Source organism: Rhodococcus sp. LW-XY12 (assembly GCF_019317345.1).
Lineage (GTDB): Bacteria > Actinomycetota > Actinomycetes > Mycobacteriales > Mycobacteriaceae > Rhodococcus > Rhodococcus pyridinivorans.
Genome location: NZ_CP079225.1, coordinates 1,960,330 through 1,978,550, shown reverse-complemented (window position 1 = coordinate 1,978,550; position 18,221 = coordinate 1,960,330). Strand labels below are relative to the sequence as shown.

Below are 18,221 nucleotides of genomic sequence, written 5' to 3'. Positions count from 1 at the left end.
GTCCGTGCAGGCTGCCGGGTGGACCGGCGCTATCGTCCACAGCACAATGGAATGCAGGAACCGGACATGAAGCACGGGCGCGGACGCGCACGATCGGGCGCGATGATGCTGTGCGTGGCCACCGCACTGGCCGTATCCGGCTGCGAATCGATGGACTCCCATCCGCTCCCGCACGAGGCGCTCGGTCTCGCCTCGGTGACGGACACCGATTCCGACGAATCGACCGTGACGCTGTCGACGGCCGAACTGCCCCGACAGATCGACGCGGCCGTCGCGCTCGCCGACAGCCGCGGAGCGCGCCTGACTGTCGCCGTGCTCGACCGTGAATCCGGGACCCGCGTGCTCGGCGGTTCGGACGAACCCTTCGAGACCGCCTCGACTGTGAAGCTGTTCATCGCCGAGGAGGTCCTGTACCGCGAGGTGACGGGCGAGGCGACGCTCGCCGACGAGGACCACGAGTTGATCCGGTCGATGCTGCGGTCGTCGGACGACAACGCGGCGACGCTGTTGTGGGAGACCTACGGTGGTCCCGAGATCGTCGAGCACGTCGTGGAGCGGCACAACCTGACCGGCACAACTCCCCCGGATCCGGGGTCCTGGTGGTGGAACACGACCACGACGGCGTCGGACCTGCTGACCTGGTACGACGATCTGCTCGGCGACAGTGCCTCCGGTGATGAGAGCGCGGCCCGGATCGTCGGCCATCTGGTGGAGTTCACCGACGAGGGCATCGACGGATACGACCAGCGTTTCGGGCTTCCCGAGGGTCTCGGCGACTCCACGGACCTGGGTGTGAAGCAGGGGTGGATGTGCTGCCCGGCCGGTGAATGGCTGCACCTGTCCACCGGGTTCTTCGGCGACGACCACCGGTACGCGGTCGTGGTCGCGGCGCGGGAGACCGTCACCTACGAAGAGTCGGATCCCTTCTACGACACCGGTTTCCTGCCCGACACGGCGATGTACGACGCGACGGACGACGGGAGCGCGCAACACGCGCGCGAGACCGTCACGCTGGCGGTCGAGACGACGCTCGGAAGCGCGCACCGGCCCTGAGGACCGTCGGGCCCGGCGTCAGTCGTCGGACGGGAGCAGATCGGGTCGTCGTTCGCGGGTGCGTTCGAGCGACTGCTCGTGACGCCAACGAGCGACCTTGCCGTGGTCGCCGGACAGCAGCACCGGTGGCACCTCGAGGTCGCGCCACACCGCCGGCCGAGTGTAACTCGGCCCTTCGAGCAGTCCGTCGGAAAACGAATCCTCTTGATGCGACGCCTGATTGCCGAGTACACCGGGCAGCAGACGGACGACGGCCTCAACCATGACGAGGACGGCGACCTCCCCACCGATGAGGACGTAGTCGCCGATGCTCACTTCTTCGACGCGCACGCGCCGCGCGGCATCGTCGAAGACGCGCTGGTCGATTCCTTCGTAGCGGCCGCAGGCGAAGACGATCCGCTTCTCCTTCGACCACCGTTGTGCGGTGGCCTGATCGAAGCGGCGACCGGCGGGCGTCGGGACGACGAGCAGTACGTCGGGATCGGTTTCACCGTCGGGCCCGGCGAGCACGTCGTCGAGCGCCGGTCCCCACACGGTGGGTTTCATGACCATGCCCGGTCCGCCGCCGTAGGGCGCGTCGTCGACGGCCTTGTGCACGTCGTGCGTCCAGTCGCGCAGGTTGTGCACACCGACGGAGATGAGCCCCTTGTCGATCGCCTTGCCGAGCAGGGCGACGCGCAGGGGTTCGAGATATTCGGGGAAGATGGTGACGACGTCGAGCCGCACGGACTACTGCTTCCCCTCGGTCGACTTCTTCTTCTTGGACGGCGGTTCCCCGAAGTCGGGGTCGAGGAGTCCTTCGGGCGGATCGATCTCGATCACGCCGTCCCGGACCGACACCGTCGGGACGATCTCGGTGACGAACGGGACGAGTAACTCTCCGCGCTCCTGGCCGGCTGGCCGGATCGACAGCAGTTCACCGGCGGCCGTGTGCAGGACCTCGCGGACGGTGCCGACCTCGGTTCCGCCGTCGGGGCGACCGGCGACGATCCGCACCGTCAGCCCTTCGAGTTCGTGGTCGTAGAACTCGTCCGGGTCGTCGGACGGCGGAAGGTCGGCGCTGTCGACGACGAACAGCACCCCGCGCAGTGCGTCGGCGGCGTCGCGACCGTCGATGCCCTGCAGGCGCAGCAGAAGCCGCCCGGAGTGCTCCCGGGCGGCTTCCACTGTGTACTCGTGCAGGTGCCTGTCGCGAGGCTTACGGCCACGCAGGACCGCGCCGACGGCGAAGCGCTCCTCGGGTTCGTCGGTGCGAACCTCGACGACGACTTCGCCTCTGATGCCGTGCGACTTGGCCACACGGCCCACGACGAGCTCCATCGACGCTCGCCTAGCGGTCGGTGTCGACGACGTCGACACGGATACCTCGGCCACCGATTCCGGTGACGAGGGTCCGCAGCGCGGTCGCGGTGCGACCGCCGCGGCCGATGACCTTGCCGAGGTCGTCGGGATTGACGTGCACCTCGACGGTGCGGCCCCGACGGCCCGCGATCAGGTCGACGCGGACGTCGTCGGGATGGGCGACGATTCCACGAACGAGATGCTCGACGGCATCGGCGACCACGGCGCTCATTACTCGGCGGCCTCGGTGGACTCGGCCTCGGTGGACGCCTCGGCGGTCTCTTCCTTGGCAGCCTTCTTCTTCTTGGGCGTGACGGCCTCGGCAGCCGGCTCGTTCTCGGCCTGCGCGAGGGCGGCCTGGAACAGCTCGAGCTTGGACGGCTTCGGCTCCGCCTTCTTCAGCGTGCCCTCGGCACCCGGCAGGCCCTTGAACTTCTGCCAGTCACCGGTGATCTTGAAGAGGTTGAGGACCGGCTCGGTCGGCTGCGCGCCGACGTTCAGCCAGTACTGCGCACGCTCCGAGTCGATCTCGATCAGCGAAGGCTCTTCCTTCGGGTGGTACTTGCCGATGGTCTCGATGGCCCGGCCGTTGCGGCGGGTGCGCGAGTCCGCGACGACGATGCGGTACTGCGGGTTGCGGATCTTGCCGAGACGGGTGAGCTTGATCTTGACAGCCACTGCTGTGTTCTCCTTCGGGGTGCGCCGAGGCGCGTGTCACGTGCAATTCGGACGACGCGCCCTTCTGGCACGCCCGGTTTTGCCTCTAGCCTGTGACCGCCGCGCGGTACGTAACCGGATGCGACGACAGCGAACCATTCTGCCAGACGCGCGAGCCAGGACGAAACCGGCACCCGGTGACTCCGCGCACCCTCTCTACAGCCGCGGGGCGCCCCGAGACCACCCGGCCGCGGAGCACCACAAGATCGGGACGCGCGGCCGCGGGGTCGCTGCGCGGATCCTCCCGGTACACGACGAAATCCGCCGACGTCCCCGATTCGAGACTCGGGTGCCCGAGCCATGCGCGGGCCTTCCAACTCGCCGCAGCGTACGCCTCGGTCGGGTCGAGACCCACGCGCACGAGCGATGCGATCTCGTCGGCGATGCGCCCGTGCTGCACCTGGTGCCCGCGTAGATCGGGATGCCGGCCTCATGGGCAGCAGCGCCGATGGTCCCGTCGACGCGCGCGTACCGTACAGAGTGCGCATGTGCGCCGCATACACCGGGAATCGCGTCGCCGATGAGTTTGACCCAGCCGTCACCGGCCCGGGCCTGACGGGCCACTTCGTCGGGCAGCTACGACTCGTCCTCGAGGTCGACGGGTGTAGGGATGCAGCGAAGACTGGCCGGACACGCTGCTGCACATCGACAGATCCCGGGTGTGTCAACAGTACTCGTGCAAATGCGCGACTCGGTCGACCGCAGCGCCGATCGTGCGCGGCGGCAGCGTGTCGGGCACGCTGGCAGGGTGACAGAGCCTGACCAGGTGTGGCGTCCGCAGACTCGGCTACCGGTGTTGGTGACCACCGTGTCGATCGAAGACGGGGAGACACCGCCCCCGGAGGTCGGTGCCGTCGCGGTGTTTCCGTTGTTGTTCGAGGAGATGCCCGCCGATCCGGCGGATCCGTCGATTGTCACGCTTGGCGCTGTGGCCGAGCCCCTGCATTCGGGAAAGCCCGCGTTGCAGCAGCCCGGGGACGGACGGCAGTGGTGGGACTGGACGGTGCTGCTGCGCGGTGTGGGGTGGACGGCGACCTGGTACACCCGTCGTCCGGTGCTCGGTCAGGTCGAGGTCACCGGCCGGTTGATCGGTGATCTGTCCTACGCCACTATCGGGCGGATCCGCGGCCGGGTCAGGCGTATTCGCGTCGCATCCGATCGGTACCGGCGCGAGGTCGATCAGCCGCACTCGCCGTTCAGGCCGGTGCCCGGCACCCGCCGCTATCGGCAGGTCACCACGTCCCCACGATCGTTCGCCCATGTTGCCCGGCCCCCCGGCCCCGACCCGCTGGTCGAGCGCACTCACGAGGTGGGCGTGCTTGTCGATCTCGACTTGACCGAGGTGCCGCCACCGCCGCTGCGGCCGAGCATGATCCCCGCTGCGATATCCGCGCACGAGTCGGACCTGTGGATCGCCGACCGTGAGCTGCCCCTGGTCGTGCATCTCGACGCCGACCGGCGCGTGCGCGAATACATCGTGCCCGGGCAGATCTTCGATACTCCGCCGGCCGATCGCACCCGTTCGGTGTGGGCACACGCCGACGGCTGCTGGGTGGGCGGCTGGGACGGAATCTTCCATTGCACCCGGGGCGGCACCGTCGAGGCGATCACCGACACACCGATTCGAGACGGCGCAGCCCATGCCCAGACCCTGCTCGCCGTGGCGGTCCCGGAGCGCGGCACCGCCGAGCTGATCCTCGCTCGCCCCGGCCAGGACCCGGTGACGCACGGACCCGAGCCGTGGGGCGACCTCGAATCGATGACCACCTGCGAAGGTGGGTTTGTCCTGCTGTTTCGCCGGCGTGACCCGAGCACCGGCGCGCTCGGAGCGGCGCGCCTGGTCCGGGTCGATCTGCACGCCGCCGTGACCGTCGGTCCGCCGCTGGAGACCGCGATGATGTCCTATCGGCCGTTTCTGACGGGCCTTCCACCGACGATCGTCGACGGCACCACCGCATACCGGATACTCGACGATCTCACCCTCGCCCAGCCGAACTCGCTGCCTGATCATGTCCTCGGCGGCGGACAGATCGATGACCTGCTCTGGATCGTCGGCCATCCCCCGGACGGTTCCGGCCGTGGGCAGTGGTGGCCACTGCCGGGGCCGGCCGTGTATCCGGCCGATCACCACCAATACTGGCTGTTCACCCGCCTCGATCCGGTCACCTGGGAGCCGATCGCCAGCATCCCGATCCGCAGTCCCCGCCCGGACGTCACCATCGACGGAGCCGGCACCGTGTGGGTCACCGCTGCGGGCGTGCATTCCTTGCCGCACCAGCACATGAACCCGCCGGAACTGCTCGATGTCGCCGAACTCCTCGACCGCTCCCGCCTCCGGTAGCCGAACACTCACGAGGCGCAGGTCCGTGTACGCACGCCGCCCGATCACCGGTCCGGCCGCGTCCGCCCACCTCCATTCTCCTTGCTCCGCAAGGCAGACCAGTGGTTCGAGGGGGCTACGCTCCTACATAGACCGTGGCACGTTCACAGCACGCGGGAAAACGCAGGTCGGGCGCAGGAACACCGCGGCGGCCACGGGGCGAGCCGATGATTCAGTCGTCCTCCCAGACCAGTTTGTGCAGACGCATCGCTTCGATCAGATCGGAATCGTGCTCCTCGACAGGGCCGTAATCCAGCACCGTGACGTTCTTGCTGACCGGCCCGTCACCGGGACGCTCGTACAGCGCCCAGAGCACCAACCCGTCACCGTGCCAGGACTCGAACTCGATGCCGGCCACCAGCTCACCGCCGGGATCGGAGAGAGTGTTGATCCACTGGGAGATCGCCCGGGTCAGGGCACGCGGGCGGGCATTGCGGATCGCCGCGGTGTCGAGGTCGAGCAGACCGTGTCGGATCGCATGGGGCCGGACAGGGTGCGCAGGGTGGCCACCGATTCGGGGTCGCCGGGCACGACGCAGCGGACATCCCCGCGCGAGGTGGAGATCAGCGTGCGGTCCGGTGCACTCATCCGACCGTCGCGAACTGCCGGGCAGCGGCGAGGACCTTCGGGCCGACGTCGGACAGCTCGCCTTCGCGCAGCAGCAGCGCCGGCGGGCGGTCGTCGAGGATCGGGTTCAGGCCCTGGAACCACGTCTGCGCTACGGCGGGGGTGTCGCGTTCGGCGATCAGCCGGGCGGCGCGGTAGGCGATGCGCAGGCGTTCGACGTCGGTGTCGCTATTGATAGTGCGGGTGCCCTCGGCCCACTGGCGGACCGCGCGGGTTTCCTTGACCTTCCCCAGGTAGGCGACGAGCTTGGCGCCGAGCAGGTCGCGCAGTGCGGTGACCAGCTGTGATTGGGCCATGTGGGCGGCGTCGTTGGAGGCGGCGAGGTCAGGGCGTGGGTGTGCGGCTGTCATAACAATCCACCTCCTGATCACAGGGTAAATCACAGTCTTGATGCCGTTGAAGTTCCCACCTCGAGTGACTGTTCAGGGTTGATTCTTCGAGTGTCGGTCCGTGCGAGCTTCGCCGAGTACGGCGCGGGCAACGACTGTGAACATGCAATGTGTCACCGCGCTGAACGCCTACGGATTCCAGGCCATGCCTCACCAGCGTGGACGCGGCTCTGCGGTGACTCCAACCGCAGATCGTCGTCTGTGTGGCTGTGAGTCAGTCGCTGGGGGTGGACGCGGCGGGGTGTGTGGTCAGGGCGGGCAGGACCGTGGCCATGATCGAGGCGGCGAACTCGGTCATCGGCTGCTGGGGATGGTCGGGTCCGTAGAACTGTTCGAGGAACGCCCGCAGGTAGCAGGCACCGGCGATCGATGCGGCGACTCCGTCGATGGGGGCGTCGGCGGCCACGGTGCCGGCGCGCTGTTCGTGCTCGAGGAATCGGGCCACGGCGGCGGGCAGCAGAGCCGGGCCGGCGCCGTGCGCGATGACGGCTTCGCGGTGGCGTTCGAGCAGGGCGGCGTCGGAGAACAGGGAAGCGCCGATCGCGAAGGTTTGCAGGTAGAAGGCGGTGATCTGCTCGATCGTCGCCCCCAGTCTGCCGTCGAGGGTGTCGGCGTCACCGGGGGTGCGGTCGGTGCGGGTGAGGATGTCGACGGTGGGCACTCGTTCGCGCAGGACGCTGAGGAACAGGTCGACCTTGTCGTCGAAGAGTTTGTAGATCATTGCTTCCGAGTAGCCGGCGGACGCCGCGATCTGCTTGGTGGTTGCCTTGGCGATCCCGCGGTCGCGCATGATGCTCGCCGCGGCGTCGAGGATGCGATCACGTGCGGTGGGGGCGTGGTCGGGCATGCCCTGACGGTAACCTACAATTATAGTTAGTGAGTACCCACTAACCAGGGAGTCCGCATGCTGATCCTCGCAATCGAGGTCCTTCTCGCGTTCTGCGTTCTTCTCACCACATGGTTCGTCGGATACGTGGTCTACCGCTTGGTCACCGACGAACAGCGCTGAACGCACCCGCCTGCGCGCACCTTCGCCGCAGCCGGTGAGCGCACCGGCAGCGCGCCACACCATCACCGTCACAGCCGCGCAACGACCCAGACTCCATCACCACCCGGCACCCGCGTCGAAAGGCGCGATCAGCATCGAAAAGGAATACGCGCGTGAACACCACCCCGCCGCTCGGCTACCTGATCAAATCCGTCGACAACGCCCTGCACCGCTACGTCGACCACACCCTGCACCAAGCACACGGCGTCGGCCGCGGCCACTGGCAGGCCCTGCGCACCGCACAGGACGACCCCGAGCTGACCCTCGAACAGTTCTCCGTAGAAGCCGCCGCCTTCTATACCCCCGCCCGGATCGACCGCCTGCTCGCCTCCTTGACCGACAACGGCTGGCTGCACCTCGATCCGGTCGCCCCGGGCACCACCGCCATGCGAATCACCGATGCGGGCCGCGAGCTGCTCGAGCAGATGAGCCGCACGCAAGCGCGCACCGCGCAGACCCTGACCGACGGCGTCTCCGCCGAGGACTACGAGACCGTCCTGCGGACGCTGGCCACGATGCTCGACAACCTCGAAGCGGCGACACCACGATCCGAGACGAACCCGACCGGATGATCGCCCGGAAGTGCTTGTCCACCACGATCGGCGGATGCTCCACACGGGTCTGCTTGTCAACACGGCTGGGTGGGTCTTGGCTATGGTGCCGAGATGACCACTACCGATGCTGCGCACCCCTCGTCCTCCACCATCGACCTCGAGGGCAGAGTGTTCACCGGTGTCAGCAACTCGCCCACCGGACAGGTCAGTAGCGCCACACGTTTTCGGTACCACCAGGACAACGCTGTCATCTGGGCCGACTACGACGGCGGAGAGATAGTGCGGGGTTTCCTCGTCGGGACACGTGACGGTGAACGGCTGCACTTTCGCTACACCCACCTCAGTGTCGACGGCACTACCGCGAGTGGAGTCTGCGACAGTCGGATCGAAGTGCTCACCGACGGTCGCCTACGCGTAGAAGAGAACTGGGCCTGGGAATCCCGCCCCGGAAAGGGTACGAGCGTGATCGAAGAAATCCGCTGACCCGTCGGACCCGCTGCATCGACGGACGCCTACAGCACGAACGCGAACCAGTACGGGATGCGCTGCGCTCTGCGTAGATGACACGTCCCCCGCGCCCCCGGGTGGAGAGCGCGCCGGCGGACACAGAAACGAGCCCAACCTCGGCGGTGGTCACGGCGTCGAGGGCCGTCCCGCGGCCGCGCGGGACGATCCGGCGTCGGTCGCGGCGGATCGAGGACCACTGCGCAGGGAAGCGGCCGTCGGCGGAGACCCGGATCGACATTGCGATCGCCGGCGCGACCGTCGGACATCGCCTGGCTGGGATGGAGCGAACCGTAATAGACCGCAGAAGGTTGTCGTGGACGGGCCTGATCCCGGTATGGACGACGTCATCGAGTCCGTGATTCGTTGTGGCGGCAGCGCCGGCTATCAGATGGGACTCGACGATGCCGGCCAACTACAACTGACCGCAACGGACGATACGCCCGTCGATCCACCGGTGAAATTCGTCTTCAGTGAGCAGGAACTGTGGAACTACTACGTCAGCTGCACCGCGCCCTCCTCGATCAGCCGGGACACCGTGGGAAACATGGCTCATGTCGATCCCGACTCGTCTCGACGAACCTGCCTGGAAGGCAACGACTCTGAACATGAAATGTGTCATCGCGATCAGCCCCTACGGATTCCACGCCGTGTCTCGATCGACGTGGGTGTGACACTCGTGATTGGTCGAATGTGCGCTGGACTGCCCCGACGGCATGGGCCCCTCCGACGCGGTCGAAGCGGTGTCGTTGCTCAGTTGCATCCGCGATCGCGCAACCATTCCAGTGCGGCCACCTCCGCGCCGTCGCTGGAGGTGCGGTGATCGGCAGCGACGGGTTCCTCAGCGAGATTGACGCCGTCGCGGTCGACATACGTACTCTCGGTGAGAACCAACAGTGCTCCGTCGTAGAGCGGGTGCACCGAATTCGCTGACGTGTATCCCGCGCTGTCCGCCCCGAACGACCGGGCGTTGTCGAGACCACGGAACGCCGTGAGCACCGCCTCACCACTCGAGACCGTGTCACCGTCCTGGAGCACCACAACAGGCTGATCGGCGATCTTCGCGACAGCACCGACCGAGATGACGGTCCCGCCCATCCCGGCACCGTCGTCGAAGATGGTCACTGGCATGTCCTCGCCCGCGCGGGTGCGAAAGGTCATCGCGGTCCCGTTCGGTAGCAGCGGGGTCAGGCCGGACAACATCGGGTACATCGTGCCGCCGGTGTTGCCGCGCAGATCGACAATCCACCCGCAGGTCCGATCCGCCGCGCCGAGAATGCCGACCGCCGCGGCGTCGGCGTAGCGCTGCTGCAACTCGTCCGACACCGCACCCAAGGCAGGAATCGTCACGGTGGTGATGCTGTCCACTGTGGTGACCGTAGGTTCGGAAAGCTCGGCGGTGGCAGCCGAGGACGACCGGGCCGCTTTCGCCGGATCGAGGAAGACCGAGTGCTTCCCACCGGCCACTTTCACCGCCGCCGCCAACGGGCCATGCAACTCCTGGATGCTCGCAGCGCCGTCGGCGGCAGCCTGTACGCGGGCCCGCCGCGCGTCCCACTCCAGACCGGTCTCGTAATAGCCGTTCTCCCATCAGGTCCAAAGCGATCTCGGCGTAGCGCTGCGGCGACGGATGCCACCGCCCCGCACTCGGCAGCGTCGTCGCCTGCCGTCGGCTGCGCAGTGAGAACACCGGTGACGACGCCGTGACGCTCGTCCTCGCCGAGTGCCAGCAGCCCCGGCACACCCGCCGCTGATCCCTATCAGCCAGGAGGCCCCGTGATCGTAACCGTCGTGCTGATGCTCGGAGCGCTGGTAGCTGCTGGCCGGATTCCTGGGAACCCGCACCGCCACCGAACCCGCCCCCCGAGATCGCCGCGCTCGCCGTCCCAAGCCTGCGGCGCATTGATGCTCGGCGCGCCCGCGCCCGCGCCCGCGCTCGCCTGCGCCTCGTCCTGGACCGCGAAACTATCGATCCTGCTGAGCTCGGCGATCCTGCTGACCACCCGCACCTACACCTACCGGCGTGCCCACCAACACAGTCACAGCCCCGACCGACCCGCTGCGTGGCATCGAACACCTACGCGTGAGCTGCGCAGATGACACATTCCTCGCACCGCAGGCGCGGTGACATCCGCCGGCGCACCGGCGGGTCGGTCCTGTAAGACCAGCCGGGGCCGTCCTTGAACCATTGACGACTCCCCGCGATGGTGAACACGCCCTGCTGACGCATCGCGGTGCCGGCGAGCTGTGGTCCGGGGTGGGTCGGTAGACCTGATGGTGCCGCTGGCCGGAGTTGTCGCTGGCGCGAGACTGGCGACGAGAAAGTCAGGCCGTCCCTGGCGCCGTCCTACCGGCACGGGCATGCCGTGCGACCCTGGCGCGGTTCCCGCACACCGGTGAGCACCACTCTCGCCGAGGATGGGACTTGACGAAGAAGAGGATGCATCCCGGCGCGGGGCATGCCCGCACCTGGCCGATCAGATCCGGCATCAGCAGTCGGCACGCGTCGGACGCGACTTCGCCGAGCGCGATCAACCACGGATCGTCGACCTGCCACCGCCGCGTCACCACTACAGGGTTCCCGGGTGAGATTTCCAGGCGAGATGCGCTGTAGCGGCTGAATCCGTTGATGACCGCGAGGGACTCGCCGTTGGGTACTGCGTGCTCGACAACGGACTGCAGGCAGCTGCGTAGCGCCTCGCGCAGCGAGAGGAACTGTTCGTGGGTGCGCGGGGTGCAGGCTCGTTCCACGAGAACCGCGGGTAGTTCATCACTGAACTGACCGGCATGTTCGCTCGCCCAGGCGGTGAGCTGGTCCGTGGTGGTCAGTGCGTCTACACGATGCCCCCGGAGTCCTCCGTCGATGTAGGTGGTGTTCGCCAATTCCAGGGCGAGGGGTTCTCCGCTCAGAGGTGCAGTCGGGGAGGGATGGGGCTGTCGCGTCATAGAACTAATGGTATCCCCGTTTGACTTGCGTTAGATCTCGTGCTGCGATACCTAACTAACGGCCAAGCAATACACATCCATTAGCTTAGGGGGGATTCATGGACAGGTCCGTACTGCACAGCCGCTGGGGCACACGCATCACCGCAGTGGCGTTCATATCGCTGACCGGCGCCTTCGGACTGAATCTGGCAATCGGCCAATTCATCCCGCCCTTGATGGGGCACTTCGGGTGGTCACTCGCAGCCACGAGCGGCACCGTCGCAGCGAGCACCCTCATGTGGGGGCTGGCCCAGCCGGTCATGGGCCGGCTCATCGACCGGTCGGGTCCACGAACGGTGATGACCGCCAGCGCCGCGCTGATGGGCCTGGCTTACCTTCTTCTCGCGGCCATCACCGAGTTCTGGCAGTTCGTCCTGCTCTTCGGAATCATCGTCGCGATCGGATTCGCCGGCTGCAGCTCGATGCCCGCATCGGTCCTGGTGACGCGATGGCACGTACGCCGGCGCCCCCAGGCACTGGCGATCAGCTCGATGGGCATCAACGCCGGCCAACTACTGCTACTTCCGCTCGCAGGAGTCCTGATCTCCACGTTCGGATGGCAAACCGCCTTCGCGATCCTCGGCTGTGTGATGCTCGCCATCGTCGTTCCGGTCACCTGGTTCGGCGCCCGGAATGACCCCGGCGATGTGGGACTGGAAACGGAGAAAACCCCCGTTCCGACGCTCGCTGCAACCAGCCTTCATCAAGCACTGAAAGATCCTCAGTTCTGGCTGATCGGCCTCAGCTTCGCGGGATGCGGTTATTCGCTCTACATGTTCACCACCCACATGCCGAAACTCGCGGTGGAGCTGGGGCTCGGGACCTCTGCCGCCGGATGGCTGATGGCGCTCGTCGCAGTGTGCAGTGCTGCCTCGATGTGGGCTACCGGTCAATGGGCCGCCAAACGGTGGGGCAAGCGCCGCCCCCTGCTGGCATTGCATCTCGTACGCATCGTGAGCTTCCTCGTGTTGGCTTTCGCCGGCACCGGACAGCTCCTCACCGTTGCCGTCGTCCTTTTCGGGCTGTCCTCGTTCCCCGTGATCCCGCTGACCACAGGATTGATCGCGGATCGCTTCGGTGGCACCGCCATGGGCGGGATTCTCGGCTCGACCTGGCTGATCCATCAACTGTTCGCTGCGCTCGGTGTGCTGATGGGTGGCGTGCTCCATGATGCCACCGGCAGTTATGGCATCTCTTTCCTCAGCGGCGCTGCGGTCCTGCTCGTGTCAACCGTCCTGACCTGGCTCATTCGAGAGCAGCGAGTAGCAGCACCGCAGCCGGCGATGCAGCCGAGCTGAGCTCCATCATCGATTCGGCAATCTGTCAATGGACGATCGATCTCGGGAAGCGCTTGCACATACGGCACTTGCACATACAACGTTTTATCGTTGTCCCGGAGCGACAGGCGGGGCCACCAACCCGACCTCGATGGTGCCCGGTGTTCCTCCGGGCAGGTTCAAGAAATGTTCCCTGTGCCAGTTGTGCGGTCGGTTCTCATGGAACGGGCCACGCGTACTCGATTGCCGCAGATGTCACTGGGAGGCCACTTCGGTCCCGAGGTCGATGCCGCGTGTCTGGCCGAAGAGCCGGCGGTCGACCGCTGGGAGGCGGGCATCGAATATCCGAGTTGGGAGCAGACCGTCGCGCTGGCCCGCTTCCTCGATGTGCGGGTGCGCGATCTGGCCCACCCCGACGCCGAGCCCGGCACCACGAGGTCCGTGTCCACGACTCAAGATTTCGGGCCTGGCGATCCTGTCCTTCGAGCCTGCGGCCGTCTCAGCGGTCACAGCAGGTGCCGGCGCCACCGAGCGCACCGCACACGGCGATCACCCCGATGCCTGAACCGGATTCCGGAGCGGACCGGAGACATACGCGTTGACCTGGCCCGACGGCATGTCCCCGCGCTGCACTGATGACATGCCGCCCTGCGGTGGGGTGGACGACATCGCCACCGGGGAACTATTTGGTCCGATGCAACGGCCGGTGCTGCAATCGCAGGTGTAACTGCGGTCGGCCCGCACGAAGCGGTCCCTCCACATCTCACGAAGTCCGTGAGGTCTGGTAGGGGTGTTCGCTACTGATGGAACCTCGGCGTCCGCTTCCGGCGGAGCAGCTGGGAGATTGAATTTCACGATGTCGAGAAGGGTGTCGCCAGGAAGACCCGGATAGCGCTGGTCCAGGGCTGCGTGAAGTGATTCGAGGCAATCGATGTCGCTTGCCAGGTTGATGGGACGACCTGATTGCCAGAGGGTAGGGACCACCATGGCGCGCTATTGAGGATGCGCGTTGTCGATGCCGGCGTCAACTGTTCCGGGCCGGGTGCGTTGACGATAGGACGGCCCTTCGACGACGAGGGTGTGGGCGCTGGAGGTCAGCCGGTCGATTGCGGATTGGGCAAGAAGGGTGTCTGCGGTCATCGTCAGCCACTCCGACGGCTCCCGATTGGATGTCACGATCGTGGTCTTCTTCTTGTGTCGTTGGACGATGAGTTCGTAGAAGTCGTTGGTTTCGGTGGCGTCGAGCGGTCGCAGCGCGAAGTCGTCGATGATGAGGACGTCGATCGCGGTCAACCGGCGGATCTCGGCGTCGACGGTGTCATCCAATCGGGCTGCGCGGAGCCGGGTGAACAGCTTGTCGAGCGTGCGAACAGAACGCTGTGCCGCCAACGAATCGCCATGTGCCCTAATGCTGTCGCCAGGTGAGTCTTGCCGACCCCGACCGGGCCGAGGACGATCGCGCACTGCTGGTTGTCGAGGAACCGCAACGAGGTCAGATCCCCGAGGAGTGTCCGGTCGTAGCGCAGATCGTCGAGTGCATTCCAGGTATCGAACACCATCGCCGGATCGAGTCCTGCTTTGGTGGCTCGCATTGTCGCCGAACGTGATTCACGCCGGTTCACCTCGTCGGCGAGGAGCACTTCGAGGAACCCGATGTGGCTGAGCTTGTGTTGACGGGCCAGAGCGGCGCGTTCGGGCAGTGTGTCGGCCAACGCCCCGAGTTGGAGGGCTTTGAGCAGGCGGATCATGTCGGTGCCGACAGGTTCGGTGGCTATGGTGCGAGCATTGGCGTTCGTTAGTGGGTCTCCGCGTTCTCGGCATTGTCGCCGACGACTGACAGTGCAGGTGCATTTGCGGCAGTGTTGAGTTCGGAAGGATCACGTGAGAATCGTGATGCATTGTGTCCGAATGCTTTCGGAAGATCCGGCGAGGTCTTTTCGGTGGCGCGCTCGAGCATCGAAGCGATCTTGGTGACCGAGACGACGTCGAGGTCGAGCGACAGGGAGCAGGCCTGCTCGACCCGTTCGGCTCCGTAGCGGCGGACCAGTCCTTGCAGACGGTAGACGCTGCGGATCCTCGTCCACGGCAGCGGATCGTCGAGGATGCGTTCGGCGTAGATCCCGATGTTCGGCCCGTGCGCGGTGCACTTCGCGATCAGAGAGGTGACATCACGCAGCGCGTAGTCGGATCTGTGTTCGGGCAGGTCAGCACGGTCGGTGCTCCGGCCACCCGGCGGCGTGCGGGGGTGGATCTTCACCAGGGTCCCGCGGTGATAGAACTTCACCAGTTCAGTGTCGGCGCGCACCGACAGCGTCGATCCGATCCACTGGTGCGGCAACGAATACAACGCCCGCCCGACTTCTGCGTGGAAATCACGGTGCACTTTCACGTCCTTGAAGACTGGCACATCGTAGACCGCCGGCACCGGCAACAACATGGGTCGTTCGGCAGTGTCGAAGACCTCCAGCGGCCGTGCACAGGTGGTGCCGTGGATACGCATGCCCGCAGTGTGGATGCACCAGCGGACAACGGACTCTTGAGCTTCGGCAAGATCAGTGAAGTGTTCACCGGCCCAGAAGTTTCCGCGCACGTACTGCACGGTGCGTTCGACACGGGGTTTGTCCTTCGGTGACCGCACCCGGGCAGGATCGGTGATGAATCCCACGTGGCTGCTGTAGTCGAGCCACCCCTCGCTGAAACGCGGGGTGATCGGGTCCGCCGCGGTCGTGACGACGGGTTTGAGGTTGTCCGGGATCAAGACCGCGAAGGCCCCGCCGAAGAACTTCCATGCCGCCTCACATCCGGCGATCACCGCCGCCAGCGTCTGCGAATAGGTCAGCCACACGAACATGTGCCGGCTGTACACGGCGGTGACGATCAGGGCATGAACTTTCCGGGCCCGACCGTCTTCGGGGTCGGTGAGCATCCCCAGATACCCGAAGTCGATTTGGCATTCGACACCCGGATCTCCGTCGACGACCCGAACGGTGAGGTCCTTGCGGCCGAAACCGCACCGCTCGGTAGCGAACCGGTGCAGCGTCCGGTACGGCACCACACAGCCTTGGCGGGCGAGGAGCACGTGGATCTTGGTGATCGTCAGCGGTTTGTGCTCATCGTCCCCGGCCACCCACCTGGTGATCTGCTGCTCGTGAGGAACCAACTGTTCCCATGCCGCACCGTGTCCATGAGGCCGGTCGGGGCGCACGGTGTCGACGACCGCAGCGATCAACTCGTCATCGATGTCGGCTGCAGTGCCGTCCCTCGTCAACCCGGCAACCTGGGCGGCGCGACGTAACGTCGGACGGTTTTGCGGTCCACCCCGGCATGCCCTGCGATCGTGCGCAGCCCAGGCGCCGGCAGAGCGGCCGTCCCGAGCCACAATCGCAGTACTTCTCTGATCTCGTTCACACTGATCTCCCGAAAAGCCATGCCCGTCGAACCTCCGTGACCTCGATTGAGCTGTCACAGACGATCGAACGAGCAAACGACGAGACCACCGGCAAGGCGCGCCGGTGGTCCCATAACTGGCAATCCAGGTGGTCCCATCACCCTGGCAGAATCAGCTCACACCGGTCCCATCCTCATGGCAGACCCACAGTGCGGACGGCGCTGTGACCTTCAGGGAGGTCACGGCGGTTAGGGCAGAAACGTCCGCGAAAGACGAATGGAATCGTGAGTGGGTCCGACCGCCTGTAATGCCTAGGTACGGGCTGTACGCAAGCGAACCTAGGAACTCGAACCGAACTGACGATCATTCGACAGGCATCGAAGTTCCTGGGCCAGGGACACACCTAGCTCTCCGCATCGACCCGCTCATCGACCGACGTCGGGACTCCCCTCGACATATGCTGCAGAGCGCTCGGAGTATCCCAGCGGGGCCCCTGTCGATCCAGGTGGCGGCCCGCGTCGGCAGCCGAGTTGCACCGGCATTAGCCGCCCGGTTTGATCCGGGAGATCCACGTCGCCCCTCGCGGTGCCTACAGCCACCGCCGCATGCCCGCCGACCCAACCATGGCTATGGGTGTCACGTGCAGCTCGGTTGCGACCGAACGAGTTGTAGGTCAGCAGCAGTCCCCTGAGCGCTTCGTGCCAGGTGGTTCCCCCACCGAACATACGACGCGCGCGGGAAGGTGTTCTGTGTCGTGATCCCGGACGCGTTCAGTCGGCGGATCAGAGTGGAAGAGCGACTCGCGACACTGTTCTGCATCCGTCATCTGGTGGGTGCGCCTTTGTTTCGGAAACAGCCTGTCGGGCGCCTCACCTTGAGTCCGGTGGGTTATCCGGTCAGCGATCCGTGACGAGTCACCAACTACAACTGAGGGCGAAAGCCCGAGCCTAGCGATCCGTTTTGTTGCACTTGCGAAGCCCCGATCGGGCGCTATAGTTGCCCGAAAGAAACCGCTCGGATGGTTTCTTTTCGATGTCCGGGGGCCATCACCACAGCATCTGTTCCGCCTGCTCGTGCACGTCTCGACGCAGGTTTGGTCCATGCCGGGTTCTTTGCCTTCGACGTGATCAGAGGGGGAAATGTGTATCCACGGGAAGTGCTGTTCGGGCGCATGCTGGGGTTGGTTACAGAGGAACAGCTGCGCGCACTAGGCAAGGCCACAGTGGCGATACCCGGTTGCGGCGGAACGGGGTACACGTATGCGGAGTGCCTCGCACGGATGGGCATCGGCAACTTCCGCCTCTCGGATACGGACCGTTTCGGGCCGGAGAACATGAATCGCCAATTCGGTGCGACAGTGGACACCGTCGGACGTCTGAAGTCCGAGGTGCTGGAAGAGCGCTTGCGCTCGATCAATCCGGAGATCACCGTCACGCGGTTCCCGGACATCGACGAAGACAATGTCTCCGACTTCGTCGCCGGCGCCTCGGCGCTCTGCGACACCATCGACTTCTTCGCCATGAACGAGCGTCGGATGCTGCACCGTCAGGCTCTCATTCACAAGGTGCCCACCGTGTTGTGCTGCCCGGTCGCGTACGGCGTGACGGGGCACTACTTCAACTATCACGAGAACGATCGAATCGACTTCGACGTCCTGTTCCACCAGTCCGATTCGAACGACGAGCAGCAGAACCTCGAGAACTTCGGAAACACACTCGCTCCGAACGCCTTGCATCGCGCCTATCTCGACGATCCGAATCTCGACTTCGAGAACCACAAGGTCGCCTCAGTGAGCGCCTCGTGCCTGCTGGCCACCTCGTGGGGGTCGATGCAGGCCGTGTGCGCAATCCTCGGACTGCCGTCCCAGTTCCGTCCCGTTCCCGAGATGTACGAGTTCGATCTTCGTGCAATGCAGTTCGTTTCCAGCTCCATGTCCACTGCTGTTCTCGGCTGATCCC

General features: G+C 65.8%; 17 protein-coding genes and 2 pseudogenes. 6 read left to right on the top strand and 13 right to left on the bottom strand.

All coding sequences use genetic code 11. The features are described 5' to 3' along the window. The first annotated feature begins 66 nt into the window (after window positions 1-66). Entirely contained in the window at window positions 67-1,053 is a 987-nt protein-coding gene (locus KXC42_RS09325) for a hypothetical protein (protein WP_230826291.1), read from the top strand. A gap of 18 nt (window positions 1,054-1,071) precedes the next feature. On the opposite strand, the gene trmD is transcribed toward KXC42_RS09325, so the two are convergent. From trmD to KXC42_RS27715, 5 genes are all read right to left on the bottom strand, one after another. After that, window positions 1,072-1,779, bottom strand: coding sequence for a tRNA (guanosine(37)-N1)-methyltransferase TrmD (gene trmD, locus KXC42_RS09320; protein ID WP_006550956.1), 708 nt, complete (start codon window positions 1,777-1,779; stop codon window positions 1,072-1,074). 3 nt (window positions 1,780-1,782) lie between these two features. Then, window positions 1,783-2,373, bottom strand: a complete 591-nt coding sequence (gene rimM / locus KXC42_RS09315; protein WP_019289112.1) for a ribosome maturation factor RimM — start codon at window positions 2,371-2,373, stop codon at window positions 1,783-1,785. A 10-nt stretch (window positions 2,374-2,383) separates the two neighbouring features. Then, a complete protein-coding gene (locus KXC42_RS09310; RefSeq protein WP_006550954.1) occupies window positions 2,384-2,626 on the bottom strand; it encodes an RNA-binding protein in 243 nt (80 codons plus the stop codon). Continuing rightward, window positions 2,626-3,072 (bottom strand): 30S ribosomal protein S16, encoded by a 447-nt coding sequence (gene rpsP, locus KXC42_RS09305; RefSeq protein WP_033096498.1) that lies wholly within the window; start codon window positions 3,070-3,072, stop codon window positions 2,626-2,628. Before rpsP ends, KXC42_RS09310 begins: the two co-directional genes overlap by 1 nt. 85 nt (window positions 3,073-3,157) lie before the next feature. Then, window positions 3,158-3,511: a hypothetical protein gene (locus KXC42_RS27715; protein WP_052039968.1), complete on the bottom strand. Its 354-nt coding sequence runs from the start codon at window positions 3,509-3,511 to the stop codon at window positions 3,158-3,160. 348 nt (window positions 3,512-3,859) lie between these two features. Between KXC42_RS27715 and KXC42_RS09295 the strand changes: the two genes are divergently transcribed. Further along, the gene (locus KXC42_RS09295; protein WP_257606092.1) at window positions 3,860-5,452 is read left to right on the top strand and encodes a hypothetical protein; all 1,593 of its coding nucleotides are present in this window, start codon (window positions 3,860-3,862) and stop codon (window positions 5,450-5,452) included. A 211-nt stretch (window positions 5,453-5,663) separates the two neighbouring features. On the opposite strand, the gene KXC42_RS27160 is transcribed toward KXC42_RS09295, so the two are convergent. The 4 genes from KXC42_RS27160 to KXC42_RS09280 form a co-directional block, all read right to left on the bottom strand. Then, entirely contained in the window at window positions 5,664-5,849 is a 186-nt protein-coding gene (locus KXC42_RS27160) for a hypothetical protein (protein WP_006551243.1), read from the bottom strand. 53 nt (window positions 5,850-5,902) lie between these two features. Further along, on the bottom strand, window positions 5,903-6,079 hold the full coding sequence (locus tag KXC42_RS27155; protein WP_019289107.1) for a hypothetical protein: 177 nt from the start codon (window positions 6,077-6,079) through the stop codon (window positions 5,903-5,905). Further along, window positions 6,076-6,468, bottom strand: a complete 393-nt coding sequence (locus tag KXC42_RS09285; protein ID WP_219130238.1) for a hypothetical protein — start codon at window positions 6,466-6,468, stop codon at window positions 6,076-6,078. Before KXC42_RS09285 ends, KXC42_RS27155 begins: the two co-directional genes overlap by 4 nt. Window positions 6,469-6,721: 253 nt before the next feature. Beyond that, on the bottom strand, window positions 6,722-7,354 hold the full coding sequence (locus tag KXC42_RS09280) for a TetR/AcrR family transcriptional regulator (protein ID WP_039586950.1): 633 nt from the start codon (window positions 7,352-7,354) through the stop codon (window positions 6,722-6,724). Window positions 7,355-7,668: 314 nt separating this feature from the next. Here KXC42_RS09280 and KXC42_RS09275 point away from each other — a divergent pair, with 314 nt between their 5' ends. Then, the gene (locus KXC42_RS09275) at window positions 7,669-8,127 is read left to right on the top strand and encodes a MarR family winged helix-turn-helix transcriptional regulator (protein ID WP_033096494.1); all 459 of its coding nucleotides are present in this window, start codon (window positions 7,669-7,671) and stop codon (window positions 8,125-8,127) included. Between the two features lie 93 nt (window positions 8,128-8,220). Then, window positions 8,221-8,592, top strand: a complete 372-nt coding sequence (locus KXC42_RS09270; RefSeq protein ID WP_052227382.1) for a hypothetical protein — start codon at window positions 8,221-8,223, stop codon at window positions 8,590-8,592. Between the two features lie 774 nt (window positions 8,593-9,366). Here KXC42_RS09270 and KXC42_RS09265 read toward each other — a convergent pair. Together KXC42_RS09265 and KXC42_RS09260 are read right to left on the bottom strand one after the other, a co-directional pair. Beyond that, window positions 9,367-9,981, bottom strand: coding sequence for a S41 family peptidase (locus KXC42_RS09265; protein ID WP_198162496.1), 615 nt, complete (start codon window positions 9,979-9,981; stop codon window positions 9,367-9,369). A 957-nt stretch (window positions 9,982-10,938) separates the two neighbouring features. Beyond that, window positions 10,939-11,559: an ABATE domain-containing protein gene (locus KXC42_RS09260; RefSeq protein ID WP_257606091.1), complete on the bottom strand. Its 621-nt coding sequence runs from the start codon at window positions 11,557-11,559 to the stop codon at window positions 10,939-10,941. A gap of 98 nt (window positions 11,560-11,657) precedes the next feature. Between KXC42_RS09260 and KXC42_RS09255 the strand changes: the two genes are divergently transcribed. After that, window positions 11,658-12,896: an MFS transporter gene (locus tag KXC42_RS09255; RefSeq protein WP_219130237.1), complete on the top strand. Its 1,239-nt coding sequence runs from the start codon at window positions 11,658-11,660 to the stop codon at window positions 12,894-12,896. 972 nt (window positions 12,897-13,868) lie between these two features. Here KXC42_RS09255 and istB read toward each other — a convergent pair. Beyond that, window positions 13,869-14,623 (bottom strand): annotated as a pseudogene (istB, locus tag KXC42_RS09250) (IS21-like element helper ATPase IstB). A 47-nt stretch (window positions 14,624-14,670) separates the two neighbouring features. Beyond that, window positions 14,671-16,304: pseudogene (istA, locus tag KXC42_RS27150) on the bottom strand (IS21 family transposase). A gap of 977 nt (window positions 16,305-17,281) precedes the next feature. Here istA and KXC42_RS09240 point away from each other — a divergent pair. Beyond that, window positions 17,282-18,217 carry a ThiF family adenylyltransferase gene (locus KXC42_RS09240; RefSeq protein WP_306838514.1) on the top strand — a complete coding sequence of 312 codons (936 nt, stop codon included), beginning with the start codon at window positions 17,282-17,284 and terminating at the stop codon, window positions 18,215-18,217. Window positions 18,218-18,221: the final 4 nt, after the last annotated feature.